Source organism: Parasporobacterium paucivorans DSM 15970 (assembly GCF_900141895.1).
Classification (GTDB): Bacteria; Bacillota; Clostridia; order Lachnospirales; family Lachnospiraceae; genus Parasporobacterium; species Parasporobacterium paucivorans.
In genome coordinates, this window is record NZ_FQYT01000002.1 from 56,745 (window position 1) to 73,388 (window position 16,644).

The 16,644-nt window shown below is 42.3% G+C and carries 21 protein-coding genes; 4 read left to right on the top strand and 17 right to left on the bottom strand.

The annotated features are described in order from the left end of the window. Positions 1 to 28 precede the first annotated feature (28 nt). From BUA79_RS00285 to BUA79_RS00295, 3 genes are all read left to right on the top strand, one after another. The gene (locus tag BUA79_RS00285) at positions 29 to 661 is read left to right on the top strand and encodes a cytidylate kinase-like family protein (RefSeq protein ID WP_073992363.1); all 633 of its coding nucleotides are present in this window, start codon (positions 29 to 31) and stop codon (positions 659 to 661) included. A 35-nt stretch (positions 662 to 696) separates the two neighbouring features. Continuing rightward, positions 697 to 1,560, top strand: coding sequence for a phosphatidylserine decarboxylase (locus BUA79_RS00290; protein WP_073992364.1), 864 nt, complete (start codon positions 697 to 699; stop codon positions 1,558 to 1,560). Positions 1,561 to 1,649: 89 nt separating this feature from the next. After that, the gene (locus BUA79_RS00295; protein ID WP_073992365.1) at positions 1,650 to 2,744 is read left to right on the top strand and encodes a tyrosine-type recombinase/integrase; all 1,095 of its coding nucleotides are present in this window, start codon (positions 1,650 to 1,652) and stop codon (positions 2,742 to 2,744) included. A 29-nt stretch (positions 2,745 to 2,773) separates the two neighbouring features. On the opposite strand, the gene BUA79_RS00300 is transcribed toward BUA79_RS00295, so the two are convergent. After that, positions 2,774 to 3,085: a LysM peptidoglycan-binding domain-containing protein gene (locus tag BUA79_RS00300; RefSeq protein WP_073992366.1), complete on the bottom strand. Its 312-nt coding sequence runs from the start codon at positions 3,083 to 3,085 to the stop codon at positions 2,774 to 2,776. Between the two features lie 163 nt (positions 3,086 to 3,248). On the opposite strand from BUA79_RS00300, the gene lexA reads away from it, so the two are divergent. Beyond that, positions 3,249 to 3,866, top strand: a complete 618-nt coding sequence (gene lexA, locus BUA79_RS00305) for a transcriptional repressor LexA (RefSeq protein ID WP_073992367.1) — start codon at positions 3,249 to 3,251, stop codon at positions 3,864 to 3,866. A 26-nt stretch (positions 3,867 to 3,892) separates the two neighbouring features. On the opposite strand, the gene BUA79_RS00310 is transcribed toward lexA, so the two are convergent. The 16 genes from BUA79_RS00310 to hisD all read right to left on the bottom strand — a co-directional run bounded on the left by BUA79_RS00310 (position 3,893) and on the right by hisD (position 16,627). After that, positions 3,893 to 4,366 carry a methylated-DNA--[protein]-cysteine S-methyltransferase gene (locus tag BUA79_RS00310; RefSeq protein WP_073992368.1) on the bottom strand — a complete coding sequence of 158 codons (474 nt, stop codon included), beginning with the start codon at positions 4,364 to 4,366 and terminating at the stop codon, positions 3,893 to 3,895. A 4-nt stretch (positions 4,367 to 4,370) separates the two neighbouring features. After that, a complete protein-coding gene (gene rsfS, locus BUA79_RS00315; protein WP_073992369.1) occupies positions 4,371 to 4,718 on the bottom strand; it encodes a ribosome silencing factor in 348 nt (115 codons plus the stop codon). Further along, positions 4,708 to 5,334 (bottom strand): bis(5'-nucleosyl)-tetraphosphatase (symmetrical) YqeK, encoded by a 627-nt coding sequence (gene yqeK / locus BUA79_RS00320; protein ID WP_073992370.1) that lies wholly within the window; start codon positions 5,332 to 5,334, stop codon positions 4,708 to 4,710. The genes rsfS and yqeK overlap by 11 nt, the downstream gene beginning before the upstream one ends. A 15-nt stretch (positions 5,335 to 5,349) precedes the next feature. Next, positions 5,350 to 5,955 carry a nicotinate-nucleotide adenylyltransferase gene (gene nadD, locus BUA79_RS00325; RefSeq protein WP_073992371.1) on the bottom strand — a complete coding sequence of 202 codons (606 nt, stop codon included), beginning with the start codon at positions 5,953 to 5,955 and terminating at the stop codon, positions 5,350 to 5,352. Next, on the bottom strand, positions 5,948 to 6,286 hold the full coding sequence (locus tag BUA79_RS00330) for a YhbY family RNA-binding protein (RefSeq protein ID WP_073992372.1): 339 nt from the start codon (positions 6,284 to 6,286) through the stop codon (positions 5,948 to 5,950). The genes nadD and BUA79_RS00330 overlap by 8 nt, the downstream gene beginning before the upstream one ends. A 12-nt stretch (positions 6,287 to 6,298) precedes the next feature. Next, the gene (gene obgE, locus BUA79_RS00335) at positions 6,299 to 7,585 is read right to left on the bottom strand and encodes a GTPase ObgE (RefSeq protein WP_073992373.1); all 1,287 of its coding nucleotides are present in this window, start codon (positions 7,583 to 7,585) and stop codon (positions 6,299 to 6,301) included. Positions 7,586 to 7,662: 77 nt separating this feature from the next. Beyond that, on the bottom strand, positions 7,663 to 7,950 hold the full coding sequence (gene rpmA / locus BUA79_RS00340) for a 50S ribosomal protein L27 (protein WP_073992505.1): 288 nt from the start codon (positions 7,948 to 7,950) through the stop codon (positions 7,663 to 7,665). Positions 7,951 to 7,956: 6 nt separating this feature from the next. After that, positions 7,957 to 8,283, bottom strand: a complete 327-nt coding sequence (locus BUA79_RS00345) for a ribosomal-processing cysteine protease Prp (RefSeq protein ID WP_073992374.1) — start codon at positions 8,281 to 8,283, stop codon at positions 7,957 to 7,959. A gap of 15 nt (positions 8,284 to 8,298) precedes the next feature. Then, the gene (gene rplU / locus BUA79_RS00350) at positions 8,299 to 8,607 is read right to left on the bottom strand and encodes a 50S ribosomal protein L21 (RefSeq protein ID WP_073992375.1); all 309 of its coding nucleotides are present in this window, start codon (positions 8,605 to 8,607) and stop codon (positions 8,299 to 8,301) included. 163 nt (positions 8,608 to 8,770) lie between these two features. Further along, a complete protein-coding gene (locus BUA79_RS00355) occupies positions 8,771 to 9,730 on the bottom strand; it encodes a L,D-transpeptidase (protein WP_073992376.1) in 960 nt (319 codons plus the stop codon). A 4-nt stretch (positions 9,731 to 9,734) separates the two neighbouring features. Beyond that, entirely contained in the window at positions 9,735 to 10,931 is a 1,197-nt protein-coding gene (locus tag BUA79_RS00360; RefSeq protein ID WP_073992377.1) for a ribonuclease E/G, read from the bottom strand. Positions 10,932 to 10,942: 11 nt separating this feature from the next. Then, entirely contained in the window at positions 10,943 to 11,623 is a 681-nt protein-coding gene (locus BUA79_RS00365; RefSeq protein WP_073992378.1) for a TIGR03936 family radical SAM-associated protein, read from the bottom strand. After that, positions 11,607 to 13,472: a TIGR03960 family B12-binding radical SAM protein gene (locus tag BUA79_RS00370; protein WP_073992379.1), complete on the bottom strand. Its 1,866-nt coding sequence runs from the start codon at positions 13,470 to 13,472 to the stop codon at positions 11,607 to 11,609. Before BUA79_RS00370 ends, BUA79_RS00365 begins: the two co-directional genes overlap by 17 nt. Before the next feature lie 14 nt (positions 13,473 to 13,486). Continuing rightward, positions 13,487 to 14,710, bottom strand: a complete 1,224-nt coding sequence (hisIE, locus tag BUA79_RS00375) for a bifunctional phosphoribosyl-AMP cyclohydrolase/phosphoribosyl-ATP diphosphatase HisIE (RefSeq protein ID WP_073992380.1) — start codon at positions 14,708 to 14,710, stop codon at positions 13,487 to 13,489. Between the two features lie 22 nt (positions 14,711 to 14,732). After that, on the bottom strand, positions 14,733 to 15,323 hold the full coding sequence (hisB, locus tag BUA79_RS00380; protein WP_073992381.1) for an imidazoleglycerol-phosphate dehydratase HisB: 591 nt from the start codon (positions 15,321 to 15,323) through the stop codon (positions 14,733 to 14,735). Positions 15,324 to 15,334: 11 nt separating this feature from the next. After that, the gene (gene hisD, locus BUA79_RS00385; RefSeq protein WP_073992382.1) at positions 15,335 to 16,627 is read right to left on the bottom strand and encodes a histidinol dehydrogenase; all 1,293 of its coding nucleotides are present in this window, start codon (positions 16,625 to 16,627) and stop codon (positions 15,335 to 15,337) included. Positions 16,628 to 16,644 lie beyond the last annotated feature (17 nt).

Below are 16,644 nucleotides of genomic sequence, written 5' to 3' on the forward strand. Positions count from 1 at the left end.
ATAAGCAGCACAAAGGGGGAGTACTATAATGTCAGAAAAAATCATCGTAACAATCGGCCGTCAATTTGGCAGCAATGGCAGGAAGATTGCCTTCAAGCTCGCTGAAGATCTAGGTATAAAATGCTATGACAAGGAATTAATCACTCTGGCTGCCCAGGAAAGTGGAATTAATTCAGAAATAATGGAATATCATGATGAAAAACCCACAAGCAGCTTCTTATATTCAATGGTTATGGATTCGGCATCAATGGGGTATAGTTCCCCCAATATCCTGAACATGCCCCTGAACCACAAGGTATATCTGGCAGAATTCGAAGTGATAAAAAAAATAGCAAAAGAGGGGTCCTGTATTATCGTAGGCAGATGCGCCGATTATGTTCTGAAGGATGATCCTGATTTAATCAGCATATTTATCTACGCTCCTTTACAAAAAAGAATATCGTTCGTTGCAGCCACAGAAAGTATTAGTGAAAGCAAGGCCAGTACACTGATTCATAAGACTGACAAAAACAGGGCAAACTATTACAATTATTATTCCGACAAGAAGTGGGCCAACGTAGAGAGCTACCATCTTTCTGCGGATAGTTCAGAACTGGACATAGATGGAACGGTCGAACTGCTCAAAAGCTATATAAAAATCAAAAAGAATACTGTTCAGTAAACTATTCGTTAAAACTGACCGAGGAGGGATCCTGCATGAATTATAGAGACCGGCAAGGAAACACTATCCTGAGCGTCTGGGACACAGATGAGATGTTATCGAGTATCTACTCTTCAATACCAGGAAGAATCGTTCTTAAACTGGTATCCATACCAAATGTATCAAATATAGTAAGAAGATTACTTGATACGAAATTCTCATGCCGATTTATTGAAATATATAATCGGTTCTTCAAAATTGACAACGACGAATACAAGAAACAAAAATACAAGTCTTTTAATGATTATTTTACCAGGAAGGTCAAGTATTCCTGCAGACCGGTAACTCAAGACAGGAATGTCCTGATCAGTCCCTGTGACGGAAAGCTGCGGGTGTATAAAATATCTTCTCAGTCGCGTTTTTCTGTGAAAAAATCGAATTATTCCCTTAAAACATTATTAAAAGATGAAAAAATGTCGAAACGATATGAAGACGGAGTTTGTGTGATAATACGCCTGGCTCTGGAAGACAACCACAGGTACTGTTATATCGATAGTGGCTACAAAACGTCCAACAGGCATATAAATGGACGTTTGTATAATGTAAATGCCATTGTAAACGATTATAAGAAGGTTTACAGAGAAAACGCAAGAGAATACACATTAATGGATACAGAAAACTTCGGCAAAGTCCTTCAGATGGAAGTCGGAACTTTATTTGTAGGAAAAATCAATAATTACCACCAACGTGGATATTTTCGCAAAGGAGATGAAAAAGGACGCTTTGAGTTTGGTGGTTCAACAATTATTTTACTTTTTGAGAATGGAAAAGTGAAGATTGATGAGGACTTACTGGAAAATACAGAACACAATTTCGAAACCCTTGTGAAAATGGGTGAACAGATTGGAATAACAATTTAAAGAGTGGTTACCTGAAAATTACTTATAACTATTCGTTAAAGTTGTCTTTAGCGAATAGTTATAAGTCAAATAAAACCAAGGAGTTCACAATGCCCCATAGAACTTATTACGACCAGCTAAAAATTGATAACGATGTGAAAATCCGAAATATCCTCAGCGAACTCCCTCCCTTCTGTGTCCGTTATATTATGGGAATTGAGCAAAACACGTCTTCCAGGACCAGGCTTGCCTATGTATATGATCTGAGGGTTTTTTTTCATTATTTGAACGAAAATCACAAGGAATTTTTGGATATTCCGATATCCGAACAGACCGTTTCTCTTCTGGACAAAATCACCCCCAGTGATATCCAGTTATTTATTGAATTTTGTAAGTATTACAGCTCTGCTTCCGACAAGGAACGTGTCAACGGCGAACGAGGCATAATGCGCAAGCTCTCTGCGGTGAAATCCATGTATAATTATTTTTATAGAATGGAAATCATTACAAACAACCCTGCCGCCATTGTAATGATGCCAAAACTCAGAAGCAAAGAGATTGTAAGGCTTGATTCCGAGGAAGTCACTGAACTTCTCGACGAGGTGGAATCCGGAGACCATCTTACCAAGGCTCAGAAATCCTTTCATTCCAAGACAAAGGTTCGGGATCTTGCAATCCTGACACTGCTGTTGGGTACCGGAATTCGTGTGTCGGAATGTGTCGGAATCGATTTGATGGATGTGGATTTCAAAAACCATGGCATCAGGATTCGACGGAAAGGCGGCAATGAAGTTGTCATCTATTTTGGAGACGAGGTGGAATCCGCACTTAAAGAATATCATGAAGAAAGAATGCTGATTATTGCTTCGGCAGGAAATGAAGATGCCTTCTTTCTCTCTCTCCAAAAAAAACGAATTGGTGTACGAAGCGTGGAATTATTGGTCAAAAAATATGCAAAGCTGGTAACCCAGCTGAAAAACATCACTCCACATAAATTGCGAAGCACTTACGGCACCACGCTTTATAAGGAAACCGGTGATATATATCTTGTGGCAGATGTGCTTGGACACAAAGATGTCAATACAACAAAGAAACATTATGCTGCCATCGATGAAGAAAGACGAAAATATGCCCGGGATAAAGTCATATTAAGAAATACAAAGCAACATCCAGATGCAGATACAGCAAGCGACAGCGGGTCATAATCCTCCGCTGTCGCTTGCTGTATTCCGAGTTATTTAATCTCATCAGAATAATAGGCGACAATCAGATTCTGACCGTAATGAATCGTATCTCCTGTCAGATTGTTCATACTCTTCAGCTCACTGATATACTCTTCTACTCCGTCGTACTCTTCACTAACATATTCGGATGCTATGGACCAGAGAGAGTCACCTTCTTCTATCCTGATACTGGTAAAATATTTGTATCTGGAAGCAGCATTGTCCTGATTTGACATAAAACCACTTAATATCATGAATATTCCGATAATCACAGCCGCTGCAGCTGCAGCAAAAAACCGATTTCTTCTGATTGTATAAACCATGGTAAACCCTCCTGTTCTCAAAAGCAAACATATGTTTGTATCCTCATCATAAAACAAGAACATATGTTTGTCAATAGGTTTTTGGAGATTTTTCGAACATTAGTTTGCAATGATGAATCTCATATGTTATAATCAAGAAAACGCAGGAATTAAGGAGGTTTTTATGTCATCCCAAGGTAAAATTACAGCAAAACAGCGTGAAATATTGGACTATATCAAGACAGAGATTTTATCCAAAGGATATCCCCCTTCAGTCAGGGAAATCTGTGAGGCGGTACATCTTAAATCCACTTCTTCCGTCCATTCTCATCTGGAGTCACTTGAGTTAAACGGATATATACGGAGAGATTTGCAAAAGCCCCGTGCCATTGAAATCATGGACGATCTGTTTAATCTTTCCAGACGTGAAATGGTGAACGTTCCCATAGTTGGCCGCGTTGCCGCCGGGCAACCTGTCCTTGCCCAGGACAACATTGAGGGCTATTTCCCTATTCCCGTTGAATATATGCCGGATAAGCAGACCTTTATGCTGAAAGTCAAGGGAGAAAGCATGATTAATGCCGGAATTCTGGACGGAGACCAGGTTATCGTGGAGTCGGCGCAGACTGCAAAAAATGGGGATATCGTGATAGCATTGATTGATGACAGTGCTACCGTGAAGACCTTTTACAAAGAAAAGGGCTACATACGTCTGCAGCCGGAGAATGATTCAATGGAACCTATTATTGCAAAAGATGTCATGATTTTAGGAAAAGTAATCGGTCTTTTCAGAATGATGTAATAAAAACAACCTCTCCGGAACCAATCTTAGGTTCTGGGGAGGTTGTTTTTTTCGACTGCAAGCAATTTTTCTTTAATATCAAGTCCACCGCTGAAACCACCCAGGGTTTTATCCTTGGAAATGACACGGTGGCATGGAATAATTATTGGAATAGGATTTCTCCCATTGGCTCCCCCTACTGCCCTGCAGGCCTTCGGGTTCCCAATTCTTTCCGCTATCTGGCTGTAGCAAGCGGTTTCTCCATAAGGAATGTTCTGTAATTCATTCCAAACGGAAACTTCGAATTCCGTTCCCTTCAGTTCAATGGGAACATCAAAATTTTTCCTGTCCCCATTTAAATATTCCTTCAGCTCCAGAGCGGTTCTTCTTAATATTTCCGTTTCTTTTTCAGGAAAAGGCAGATGTACATTTCCAAAGTATATATTGGTGATTACATCTTCAGATGAAGCGATTGTGACTTCTCCGATCATTGTAGAATAGCAGTAATAAGCCTTACCCATATTGCTACATTTCCTCTATAGAAATACTCTTTCCATCTTTCCAGATTCTTTCCAGGTCATAGAAAAGTCTGTCTTCCTGATTGAAAATATGGATAATGACGTCGCCATAATCCATAAGAATCCAATTGGAATTATTATTGCCTTCAACATGTTTTGGCGAAACACCGTTCTTTCTAAGCTCCCCCTCTACATTTTCAAAAAGAGCCTGGACCTGATTTTTATTTTCACCTCCGGCAATGATGAAATAATCTGCAATAACCGAAACTTCCGCGATACTGAGCACTTTGATATCTACAGCCTTTTTATCATCCAATGCCTTATAGGCGGTCTTTACGACTTCATTAGTTGTCATTCTTGAAATTCTCCTTTCTTACTTCATATAGATTCTTATAATATTTAAATGCCTCTACCGTGGTTTCATCCAGCTCCAGACTGGTGCTGTTCAGGTAGTCAAGCGAATTCTTCAAAATCATATACACGGCCATATCTATATCTTCAAAGGAAACTCTGCGAATTTCTCTTAGATTAGGTATATTGCTGCGATTCGGTTCAATAAAATCAGCCACATAAATGATTTTTTCCAGCATAGACATAGCCGCTGCTCCCGTTGTGTGTTTCCGGATTGCATTGATTACATCGGTATCATCTACATGATATTTTTTCATGGCGTAAAATGCCCCCAGCTTTGCATGAAGCAGGTGAGGATGTTTTTTTTCAACTTCAGAAACAGGAATATTGTACTTAATGCTTTCGCTGAGTTTTTTGTCATTTGTAAGACATTTTGCACAATCGTGCAGCAATCCGGCAAGCTCAGCTTTGTGGATATCACAATCATATTTCATGGCAAGAGCTATTGCCATATATGCAACCGCAACGGTATGTTCATAACGGGAATTATCCAGAATTGTCCTGAGATTCTTCCTGATGTACATTAATCTGCGGTTAAAAGTAAAAATGTTAACGTTCATAATGCACCCCTTTTCTTATTTGTATAGGTGATTATCCTGGATATATCGTTCCACTTCCATCGGAACATAATAACGTATTGTCTCAGATGCCTTGATTTTACGGATGATCATCGTGGAAGAAATTCCTATGTTCGGTATTTCCAGTTCAAATACGTGGGCATTGAATTTAGACTTGAGATAGTTGATTTGCCCTTCCAGATCGGCAAGAATCAGATCCTCGCGTCTGGCCGCCAGTATTGTCGCATGTGAAAAGATAACTTCCGGTGATTTCCACTGTTCAATGGAAAACAGGGAGTCTGCGCCAATTATAAAGAAATAATCGTTCTCCGGATGCAGCTCAGAAAACATAACTAATGTCTCACAGGTAAAACTGGGCCCTTCCCTTTCCAATTCAAATCCGCAATATTCAAAATGTGGATTATTTTGGATGGCCAGATTCACCATTGCTCCCCTGTGGACGGATGACGTCACGTTGTTTTTGTGGGGCGGCTGATTATCAGGCATAATCCAGACTGTATCCAGTTCAAAAGAATTGTAGGCATTTTCTGCCAGAATGAGATGCCCGATATGAATCGGGTCAAAAGTTCCGCCCAAAATGCCGACTCTTTTCCTTTTAGACATTTCGCCTCATGCTCCCTTGTTTCTTAAATGGCTTTCTTTCCGGCTTCTTTTCGGTCTTCTTCTCGGTTTTCTTTATTTCTTTATATAACACAATTTTTCTGCCGATTACCTGTACAACCTGCGATAATGTACGTTCAGACAGCGTCTGGGCAAGTTCCCTGGGATCTTCCGTGCAGTTGCTCAAAACATTTATCTTAACCATTTCCCTTGCATCCAGTGCTTCCCGGACTGCTTCGGTAAATTCCGGCGTCAGACAGCTTTTCCCTAAGGATAATATCGGATCAATTGCACTTGCTCTGGCTTTTAAAAGCGCTCTTTCTTTGCTTGTCACTTTTTTCCTCCATTATTTATAATAATCAAACTCGTGTCCGTAAATTTTGACGGTGTCCCCGTCCATTATGCCGAGATTTTCAAGTTCCTCCAGAATTCCATTCTCTTTAAGGAACTTCTGGAAAAATTGGAATCCCTTTTCTGTATCCAGATTAGTATATCCAAGCATACGTTCAATTCTGGGACCTGATATATCGAATAATCCCTCTTCGGTTTTAGCTACTGTGTACGGTTCGGTTGGATCATCATAATTCACATTTGGATCCATCTCTTTTTCGAAAATATGAATTTCTTTTTCCATACCGTCCAGAAGATCGCCCAGATAATAGAGCAGTTCTTTCACCCCTTGTCCGGTAACGGCCGATATCGGGAAAACCTTTATTCCCGAAGGTTCATATTCCGCTTTGATTTTTTCGATAACTGATTCGTCTCCATCATATAATGCATCAATCTTGTTGGCTGCGATAACCTGGGGTCTTTTCATCAGTTCCGGATTATAGGCCTCAAGTTCACTATTAATGATTCGAATGTCCTCAACCGGATCCCGTCCTTCAACAGCAGCCGCATCTACGATATGCAGTATTATCTTTGTTCTCTCTATATGTTTTAAAAAGTCATGTCCAAGACCCACCCCTTCGGATGCGCCTTCGATTAGTCCTGGAATGTCAGCTATTACAAAACCCCTGTCCCCGTCAAGGTCAACCACCCCGAGGTTCGGGTTAAGTGTTGTGAAATGATAATTCGCAATCTTTGGTGTTGCATTAGTTACCCTGGACAGAAATGTCGATTTTCCTACATTTGGAAATCCAACAAGGCCAACATCTGCGATTACTTTCAGTTCCAATCTCACCCACAGCTCCTTGCTTTTCTGTCCGGGCTGGGCAAACATGGGTACCTGCATGGTAGCCGTAGCGTAATGTTGGTTTCCTTTGCCGCCGCGGCCTCCTTTTAATATGACTTCTTTTGTATTCTTACCGGACATATCGGCAATGACTTTGCCCGATTCATCATCAAAAATGATAGTTCCAGGAGGAACTTTCACTATAAGGTCCTGTCCGTCCTTGCCATGGCATTTCTTCTTGCCGCCGTCGTCGCCATTATCGGCAATATATTTGCGTTTATGACGAAAATTCGTCAGGGTATTCATCCCTTCATCCACGACAAAAATAACATTGCCGCCCTTCCCACCGTCGCCTCCATCAGGCCCTCCGTTGGGAACGTAAATCTCTCGTCTGAAACTGACATGGCCATCGCCGCCTTTTCCAGATTTAATAAATATTTTTGCACTGTCTGCAAACATTGTTACACGCTCCTAATTATGGAAAAAATAGGCTTCAATCCATAGGATTTGAAGCCTTAGTAGTATTACTGGTTGTGTTATTCTGAAACAACAGGCACGATGCTGACCTGTTTCTTGTCTCTGCCTTTTCTCTGGAATCTTACGACTCCGTCTGTCAAAGCAAAAAGTGTATCATCTCCGCCACGTCCTACATTAAGACCTGGATGAATTTTTGTTCCACGCTGTCTGTAAAGTATATTGCCTGCTTTAACAAACTGTCCGTCTGCTCTTTTAGCTCCTAATCTCTTGGATTCTGAGTCCCTGCCATTTCTGGTGGAACCGACTCCCTTCTTATGAGCAAAGAACTGAAGGTTCATCTTCATCATCATTTGTCACACCTCCTGAAAATATATGGAAATATATTTTTTGTTTTCATTGCTTCTTATCCCTTCTAAGCCAAGGACAAGCGCATCCATTAGTAATTTTGCTTCATTTGTATTTTTCGACAGGAAATCCAGCTTAATGATTCCCTTATCTTCATCTGAATCTACCAAAAACCTGTCACTCGTAAATTTATCCAGTGCGTTGATTGTATTAATAACCAGCACGGAAACAGATGCGCAGATGACGTCTTTTCCGTATTCTGCAAATCCTGCGTGGCCGGTAACGGTAAATCCCTTATAATCTTCTTTTGATTTGAAAAATACAGCTTTTATCACAGCGCTACCTCTTGATTAAGCGTTGATTTTGTCAATCTTAATTTCAGTAAACTGCTGTCTGTGGCCGTTTTTCTTATGATATCCGCTTTTTCTTTTATACTTATAAACGATTATCTTTTTCGCTTTGCCTTCTTTGACTACAGTAGCTTCAACGCTTGCACCGTCAACTGTAGGGCTTCCGACTTTAGCGTTGTCTCCGCCTACAAAAAGAACCTGGTCAAAACTAACTTTTTCTCCGGCTTCTTTGGAAAGTTTTTCAACTCTTAAAATTTCGCCTTCAGATACTTTGTACTGTTTACCACCTGTTGCTATAATTGCGTACATATGGCACCTCCTATTTCTCATTACTCGCCGACTTTGGTGCTTATCCTATACATTCAGGATAAATCTTACAACCTCATCGTGCGGCACACTGAATTATATTAGCATTTTTGGAAGCATTTGTCCAGTATTAATTGAACAAATCAAACTATTATCCATGGTTATTTCATTCCTGTACAGGAACTTCTGTATTTGCTGTTGTATCTGTCACTGATGTTGCAGCTGTTGTTTCCGGTGCTGCTGTTGTTTCTGGTACCGTAGTTGTTTCTGGTACTACTGTTGTTTCTGGTACTACTGTTGTTTCTGGTGCTGTGGTTTCTGATGCTGCTGTCTCAGAAGCTGCCGTGCCGCCAAAACCTGTGCCTGTTATCCAGGGATTTGAAGGGTTCGGATCCGTAGGATCCCAGGTGATACCGTACGGGATGATGGCTGCCGACGGCTTGCCAAGCGGGCCTGGCGAGGAAGCGTCATCGTAGATGATTACAGTTGTTCCTTTTGGAGTGTTTTCCATAAGCCATTTTGAATCCGCAACTGTAAGCCGTATGCAGCCGAGTGATGCAACATTTCCAAGTTTATTATACTCCTCCGTTTCAAGATCAGAATTGTTTTTCGAATAATAAGGCACTGAGTGAAACATAATCTGCCCGCTGATGCGGTAGGCATATTGGCCCCACACGCCGCCAACGAGGTTTCTCCAGCTATATTTATCACTGGTTTTATATATTCCCAAAGGTGTTTTCGACCCGCCCGTGGAGCACACCATAGCTTTAACCGGTACGGTATATTGGCGATTTTCATCCAGTGCGTATACTGTGACACAGTTCATCACCCTATTTACTTTAATCAGATAAGGATTTTGGATTTTTTTCACGGATGATGCGGAGGCAGTGCCTTCTGTTGTAGCGGTGGTCCTGTCTGTTTCTCCCATCTCCACACTCGTTCCATCAGTCGTCTCTTCAGACAAAACTGTTTCTTCTGACGTCGCTGAATCCGATTTTTCACCTTCAGTCCCCAGGGTTTCTGTTCCTGGATTGCTTTTTGATTCGCCAAATATAGTTGTTCCTACAACTACGGATGCGATAAACATGACAAGAATTATAGATGTTACAATAAATTTGATTTTCATATTTTCATTCCCATTCGTTTCTTAATTGTTCATTTATCGATCTTCTGATTTTCTTCCTGGTCATTTCAACCAGACCAAGTTTTGTAATATCCACGATTGTGGTTTTAATCCTGTCTTCCTCCAGATAAGCTCCAAACTCAGAAAGGAGTGTCTTTTCCTGTTCCGGATTCCCCATATTGATAAAGTCCACTATAATAATCCCCGAAAGATTCCTCAGACGGATCTGATATGCAATTTCCCTGGCCGCTTCAATGTTGATTTTCAGAAATAAGTCTCTTGTTTTCTTTGAAGCAATATTTTTTCCCGAATTGATATCGATGGAAACAAAAGCTTCCGTTGGCTGAATTATGATATAGGCCCCAGATTTAAGCCACACCTTCTCTGACTGGACTTCCCGCAGGCATTTTTCCAGACTGTAAAGCTTATACAGGGGAAGCAGCTCATCCTTATAATATTCAAGCTTGCCCGCATCACTTGGCTGGAACATCTCCAGGTATATTTTAATTTTATCATAAATTTCCGTGTCATCTGTAATGATTTTTTTGATGTTGGTGTCATTCAGATCTCTGATGTGGGAAATATATTCCTCCGGTCCGCTGTACAGCCGGCTGAAGGCAGGTCTATAGGGAGCAGTCCGCATTATTTCATCAAACGTGGATACAAGACTCCGGATATCTGAAATCACATCCTGGGCATCTGCATAAAGGGCATTTGTCCGGATGATGACACCAAAATTTCCTAATTCCATCGCATCTGTCCGTTTTTGCAGGTCTTCCCGTTTTGTTTTGTCAGTAAATTTTTTGGAGAAAGCAACGCCCGTGGCTCCCCTAGTAACGATGGCATATTTCCCCACAAGTTCGATGTTGGACGTGATAACCGGTTCCTTTGATTTCAAAGCTTCCTTTTCGATCTGTACTACCAGTTCATCGCCGATGCAGAGCCTGCTACTGTTTCCTGAAAGTGTAACCATGGGATTCAGATTTTTTTCCAGTGGCAGGTATCCGATTTTGTCATTCTCATACTCGATGAATGCCGCGTTAATATTCTTGACGATATTCTTGACTTTTCCAATATAAATATTTCCTATGACAGACTGGGAATTTTCCCTCGTGCAGCCCAATTCAAGGTATCTCCCCTTGTCGTTCAATACGGCACTGATAATGCAATCATTGAATTTTGTTACCAGTAATCTGTCATTCACTGTCCCACACCTCAATCCATTTGTAATCCCATATCTTCAAGAGATACAAAGTTTTCGCCAAATTGTTCCACCCGTTTGATCCGGATGCAGTGCTCCGGAATATCTAACCCTATATAAGAAAAATAGGCTTTCATGACAAGATCCGGTTTTAGGTTCTGCACGCTTCCCGATGCAAGTCTCATAAAAATCACTCCGTCATCTTCATGAAGCGAATATATCAGGGGCTTGATATCTATTTCCGTTTCTGATTTTTTTGTTTTGCGGACAATATGGATTTCTTCCTGGGAATAAAACGCATCCATCCGGGAAAGGTCCATATTCTCGATGACATCGTTTCGTACAATCACCTCATAGTCTGCAGCGGCCAATACTGTCATGGCCGATTCTGCGTCGTCCGGGAGAAGGGTGATGCTTAATATATCCATACCCGGAACCATCTGTTTTTGTAAGATATCCTTCAGCCAGGCGGCGGAAGGAAGACTGTTCAATGTAATGTCCATGTACTCAGCCAGACTTTCTATTCCCAGTGAAAGGGGCGCGGAAAACGACATTTTCTGATGAGGATTATACCCCTGGGAATAGGCGATATCCACCCCTGCTCTGCGAATGGCCTTTTGAAAATATCTCATGATATCCAAATGACCCAGATATACCATTCTTCCAGTTTTAGAAAATTTAACTCTTATTTTCATGGCAGACACCTCCTCCAAACGCAGCAGCCCCGCAGCCTTCGCATTTTTCTCTGCAGTTAGGCGTGACCATGGCATTCATGGCATTATTATATTCCCTCAGGAGGAAGTTTTTGGTAACTCCGGTATTTATGAAATCCCAGGGCAATATTTCTGTTGTTTCCATACCCCTGACCGTGTAAAAATCAATATCGACGCCTGTTTCCTCACAGGCCTCCATCCATTTTCTGAAACTGAAATTTTCTGTCCAGGCATCGAATATACAGCCCTTCTTATAGGCTGCAAGAATCGCTTTACCGACCCTCCGGTCTCCTCTTGCGAACAGACCTTCCAATATGGTCACATCCGCGTCATGCCAATTGTATTTGATGCTTTTCTTGTTATGGGATCCCTTGATGGCATGGTTGACCGTTCTGGCCCTGTCCATGTATTCCTTTAATGGCAGCATCTTGGACCACTGAAAAGGTGTGAATGGTTTCGGGACAAAAAAGGAAGTGCTTGCCGTAATCTGCAGCCGGTTGCTTCTCTGTTCTTTTGGGATTCCATAAAATTTATTTGCTATTGCATTGCAGATATCGGCGATGCCTTTAATATCTTCTTCCGTTTCCGTGGGAAGTCCAAGCATAAAATACAGCTTAACTCTGTCCCAGCCGCCTTCAAAGGCAAGGGCCGAGCCATTCAGTATGTCTTCTTCCGTCAAGCCTTTATTGATTACATCTCTGAGTCTCTGGGTGCCGGCCTCCGGGGCAAAAGTCAGGCTGGTCTTTTTTACATCCTGAACCTTGCTCATTACATCCAGAGAAAAGGAATCAATTCGGAGGGATGGAAGGGAAATATTGACTCCATTGCTGCCTAATTCCTCGATAAGAAAATTCACCAGCTCACCAAGATACGGGTAATCGCTCGTGCTCAATGAAATCAGGGAAATTTCGTCGTGTCCAGTGTTTTCTATCAGCGTTTTTGCTCTTTCACGCAGGAACTCAAGACTCCTCTCTCTCACGGGACGATACACCATGCCCGCCTGACAGAACCGGCAGCCTCTTATGCACCCTCTCTGCACTTCCAGAACCGCCCTGTCCTGCGTCACCTTAATGTGCGGAACAATGGGTTTCTCCGGATAATACGTGTCATCCATTTCAAGCACAACCTGTTTGATTATGGTTTCCGGCACAGCGGGATTGTTTTTTGACCGGGAGCGAATAGTACCGTCCGGATTATATTCCACATCATAAAAGAGCGGCGCGTAGATACCTGGTATATTGGCCGCCTTTTCCAGAAAATCTTTTCTTGTTCCATTAACAGCTTTATTTTCTTTGTAGGCATCCAGGAGTTCAAAGTATGAAGTCTCGCCTTCGCCTATATAGAACAGATCAAAAAAATCCGCCAGAGGTTCTGGATTATATGTGCAGGGACCTCCTCCAATCACGATCGGATCGTCCTCATTCCGTTCCGAGGACAGCAAAGGTATCCCGCTCAATTCCAATACCTGAAGGATATTCGTGTAACACATCTCATACTGGATGGTGATTCCAAGAAAATCAAAATCCTTTATCGGATCCTGCGACTCCAGAGCAAACAGCGGAATATTATTCTGCCGCATGAGTCTATCCAGGTCTGTCCATGGTGAGTATACTCTTTCACAATAGACATCTTCCCGCTGGTTGAACATGTCATAAAGAATCTGTATACCCAGATGGGACATTCCGATTTCGTAGATATCCGGAAAACACATGGCAAATCTTATTTCCACTTCCTCCGGATTCTTAAGTACAGTATTGAATTCATTTCCAATATACCTGCCTGGTTTTTCTACCCGCAGCAGAATATCTTCTGGTAAAGCTAATTTTTTCATATTTTTCCCATCTTTTATCTTCTGTTTAATTCATCGGTGATTTCTTCCCAGGTGACACCTTTTTCAGCCATCAGTACCATCATATGATACAGAAAATCGCTGATTTCATATTTGATTTCCTCGGGATCCGGGTTTTTTGCTGCAATAACGATTTCCACAGCCTCTTCTCCCAGCTTTTTCAGGATTTTATCGATTCCTTTATCAAAAAGATAATTCGTGTACGAGCCATCCTTTGGATTTTCTTTTCTATCCTGAATTACGCGGAAAACATCCTGGAATACCTCGAAAGGATTCGAAACTTTATATTCTTTTTTTGCAACCGGTGTATAAAAACAAGAGCGGTTTCCTGTATGACAGGCAGCCCCAACCTGAAATACCCTGGCAAGCAGGGTGTCTTTGTCACAATCAATGCTTAATTCCCGGACATACTGAAAATGTCCGGAAGTGAGCCCCTTTATCCAAATTTCTTCACGGCTTCTGCTGTAATAGGTCATGCGCCCGGTTTCAATTGTCTTATCAAAGGCTTCCTGGTTCATGTATGCCATCATAAGAACCTCGCTGGTTTTATAATCCTGCACTACAACAGGAACCAGACCGGCTTCGTCCGACTTGAAATCCGAAAACTTCATATTCGATTCAAGCACAAACACTTCCAGTCCGGCATCCTTGAGTCTTTTTTTGTAGGATATGATGTCATCCGGACTGTTCAGCAAAGGGATAATCCCATAAATATTGCCGGCTGTCTTTATGCGGGCTTCTATATCCGTTCCAGCGGACAGCAAATACTCGGTCCCGGACAGCTGCCTGCCTGCATATTTTGACCTTTCACCTTCCAGTACCAGTGAAAAACAGCCTGGATTCAATTGGCTGTATTCTTCCTCCTGGGTAGCCCCAGAAATATAAACGGCAATTTTTTCTTTTCCAAATCTTTCGGAAGCTTCTGTAACGAGGGCGAGGGATTTTTCATCCTTTATTTCAATAAATACTTTTTGTGCGCCGGCATACAGATATTTTTTCACGTCTTCCAGTCTCAGCGTATGACCGCCCGCAATGAAAGGAACGTCCACCTTGGCATTGATGTTTTTGAGCAGGGATATGTTCGCATCATGATCAGCATCATTTCCGGAATTATCAAACAGCAAGAGGCCGTCAGCCCCCTTGTTCGCATACTCCTCGCAACGCAGCAGTGATTCTTCTCCCTCCAGGATGATGGCAGGTATCATTTTAATGGTATTCATAATCTGTCCTCTGATTTCTATTCTATAATAGTATTCCTTTGGTCGATGGGATTCCTGTTATCCTGTCATCTTTCCGGGTGGCATCGTCCAAAGCCCGTGCAAAGCTTTTAAAGGCGGCCTCTATGATATGGTGGCAATTTTCCCCGCTGAGCTGCCTGATGTGCAGGTTCATACCGGCGCTATAGGTAACTGCGTAGAAAAACTCCTTGAGCATTTCTGTATCAAAATCCCCCACAGCCGGCGCCAAAAGGGAAGCTTCATACCCAAGATAAGGCCTTCCCGAAAGGTCCAGGGAGCAGAGCATGAGCGTCTCATCCATGGGAAGGATGCAGCTGCCATATCTGCGGATCGATTCTTTGTCTCCAAGAGCTTCACGGACTGCAGTACCGAGCGCAATCCCGGTGTCCTCAATCGTATGGTGGCTGTCTATGTGCAGATCGCCTGTCACCTTGACTCGCAGATTAAACAAGCCATGTTTTGCAAAACTGTTGAGCATATGGTCAAAAAAGCCAATCCCGGTATCCACCTCTGAAATTCCGGTTCCGTCAATATCCAGGGTAATACTGATATCCGTTTCACTTGTTTTTCTATTTACCTGAGATGTCCTTGACATAATACCCTCCTTTATTCAAAGCGGACTTTAATTGAGTTGGCGTGTGCCGTCAGCTTTTCCTGCGTTGCAAATTTTATTATATCATCTTTTATTGGTGCGAGCGCTTCTTTAGAATACGAAATCAAACTGGTCTTCTTTATAAAGTCATCTACACCCAGGGGTGAAAAGAATTTTGCAGTTCCATTGGTAGGCAGGACATGATTGGGACCGGCAAAATAGTCGCCCAGCGGCTCACTGCTGTATTCACCTATGAATATGGCACCGGCATTTCTTATCTTTGTCATGATATTATACGGATCCCTGGTCATGATTTCAAGATGTTCGCTGGCAATTTCATTGGCTGCTGCAATTCCTTCCTCCATTGTATCCACCAAAAGGATATAGCCATAATTTTCCAGTGACTTTTCAATGATGTCACTTCTGGACAAAACTTTCAGGAATCCCTGGATTTCCTCTTTTACCTTCTCAGCCAGATCCCGTGAAGTAGTCACCAGAATGGAAGAAGCCATTTCATCATGCTCCGACTGGGACAGGAGGTCTGCCGCAACAAAGCGGGGGTTGGCTGTCTCATCTGCCAGGACCAGAACCTCGCTGGGACCTGCAATGGAATCAATGCTTACATTACCATAAACGGCTTTTTTTGCCAAGGCTACGAAAATATTTCCAGGTCCCACGATCTTATCGACCTTGGGTATGGATTCTGTGCCGAATGCGAGAGCTGCTATAGCCTGTGCGCCTCCGACCTTATATATCTCATCTGCGCCTGCCTCGTGGGCTGCCACCAGAGTTGCCGGATAGATCCTGCCATTACTGTCCGGCGGTGTTGCCATTATGATCCTGTCCACTCCTGCTACCTTTGCAGGCAGGATATTCATCAGGACCGATGAAGGGTATGCCGCTTTCCCCCCTGGTACATATACGCCGGCTTTCTCTATTGCAGTAACCTTCTGTCCGAGAATGCTTCCATCTTCTCTCGTTTCGATCCAGCTGTTCACTTTCTGTCTCGCATGGAAATCCGTGATGTTTTTTTTGGCCCTGCGTATAATTTCTATCATTTCCTTATTATCCAGGTTCTCATATGCTTCTTTAATTTCTTCATCGGTAACACGGATTGTATCCGCAGTCAACCGAACCTTGTCGAATTTTTCGGAATATTCAAAAACAGCCTTATCGCCATTGTTCCGTACATTCTCTATGATTTCCCTGACTGTATTTTCGTATTCCCCGTAATTATTGGGGCTTCTTTTCAAAAGGCTGTTCAGGATATCCTTCTTGGTGGTCTCATCCAGTTTGATAATTTTCATTAAGGCACTTCCTTTCT

Bases quoted from the DNA above. Each gene is read 5' to 3' on its own strand.
- BUA79_RS00285 (WP_073992363.1), top strand. From the start codon at position 29: ATGTCAGAAAAAATCATCGTAACAATCGGCCGTCAATTTGGCAGCAAT.
- BUA79_RS00290 (WP_073992364.1), top strand. From the start codon at position 697: ATGAATTATAGAGACCGGCAAGGAAACACTATCCTGAGCGTCTGGGAC.
- BUA79_RS00295 (WP_073992365.1), top strand. From the start codon at position 1,650: ATGCCCCATAGAACTTATTACGACCAGCTAAAAATTGATAACGATGTG.
- BUA79_RS00300 (WP_073992366.1), bottom strand. From the start codon at position 3,085: ATGGTTTATACAATCAGAAGAAATCGGTTTTTTGCTGCAGCTGCAGCG.
- lexA (WP_073992367.1), top strand. From the start codon at position 3,249: ATGTCATCCCAAGGTAAAATTACAGCAAAACAGCGTGAAATATTGGAC.
- BUA79_RS00310 (WP_073992368.1), bottom strand. From the start codon at position 4,366: ATGGGTAAGGCTTATTACTGCTATTCTACAATGATCGGAGAAGTCACA.
- rsfS (WP_073992369.1), bottom strand. From the start codon at position 4,718: ATGACAACTAATGAAGTCGTAAAGACCGCCTATAAGGCATTGGATGAT.
- yqeK (WP_073992370.1), bottom strand. From the start codon at position 5,334: ATGAACGTTAACATTTTTACTTTTAACCGCAGATTAATGTACATCAGG.
- nadD (WP_073992371.1), bottom strand. From the start codon at position 5,955: ATGTCTAAAAGGAAAAGAGTCGGCATTTTGGGCGGAACTTTTGACCCG.
- obgE (WP_073992373.1), bottom strand. From the start codon at position 7,585: ATGTTTGCAGACAGTGCAAAAATATTTATTAAATCTGGAAAAGGCGGC.
- rpmA (WP_073992505.1), bottom strand. From the start codon at position 7,950: ATGATGAAGATGAACCTTCAGTTCTTTGCTCATAAGAAGGGAGTCGGT.
- rplU (WP_073992375.1), bottom strand. From the start codon at position 8,607: ATGTACGCAATTATAGCAACAGGTGGTAAACAGTACAAAGTATCTGAA.
- BUA79_RS00355 (WP_073992376.1), bottom strand. From the start codon at position 9,730: ATGAAAATCAAATTTATTGTAACATCTATAATTCTTGTCATGTTTATC.
- BUA79_RS00365 (WP_073992378.1), bottom strand. From the start codon at position 11,623: ATGAAAATAAGAGTTAAATTTTCTAAAACTGGAAGAATGGTATATCTG.
- BUA79_RS00370 (WP_073992379.1), bottom strand. From the start codon at position 13,472: ATGAAAAAATTAGCTTTACCAGAAGATATTCTGCTGCGGGTAGAAAAA.
- hisIE (WP_073992380.1), bottom strand. From the start codon at position 14,710: ATGAATACCATTAAAATGATACCTGCCATCATCCTGGAGGGAGAAGAA.
- hisB (WP_073992381.1), bottom strand. From the start codon at position 15,323: ATGTCAAGGACATCTCAGGTAAATAGAAAAACAAGTGAAACGGATATC.
- hisD (WP_073992382.1), bottom strand. From the start codon at position 16,627: ATGAAAATTATCAAACTGGATGAGACCACCAAGAAGGATATCCTGAAC.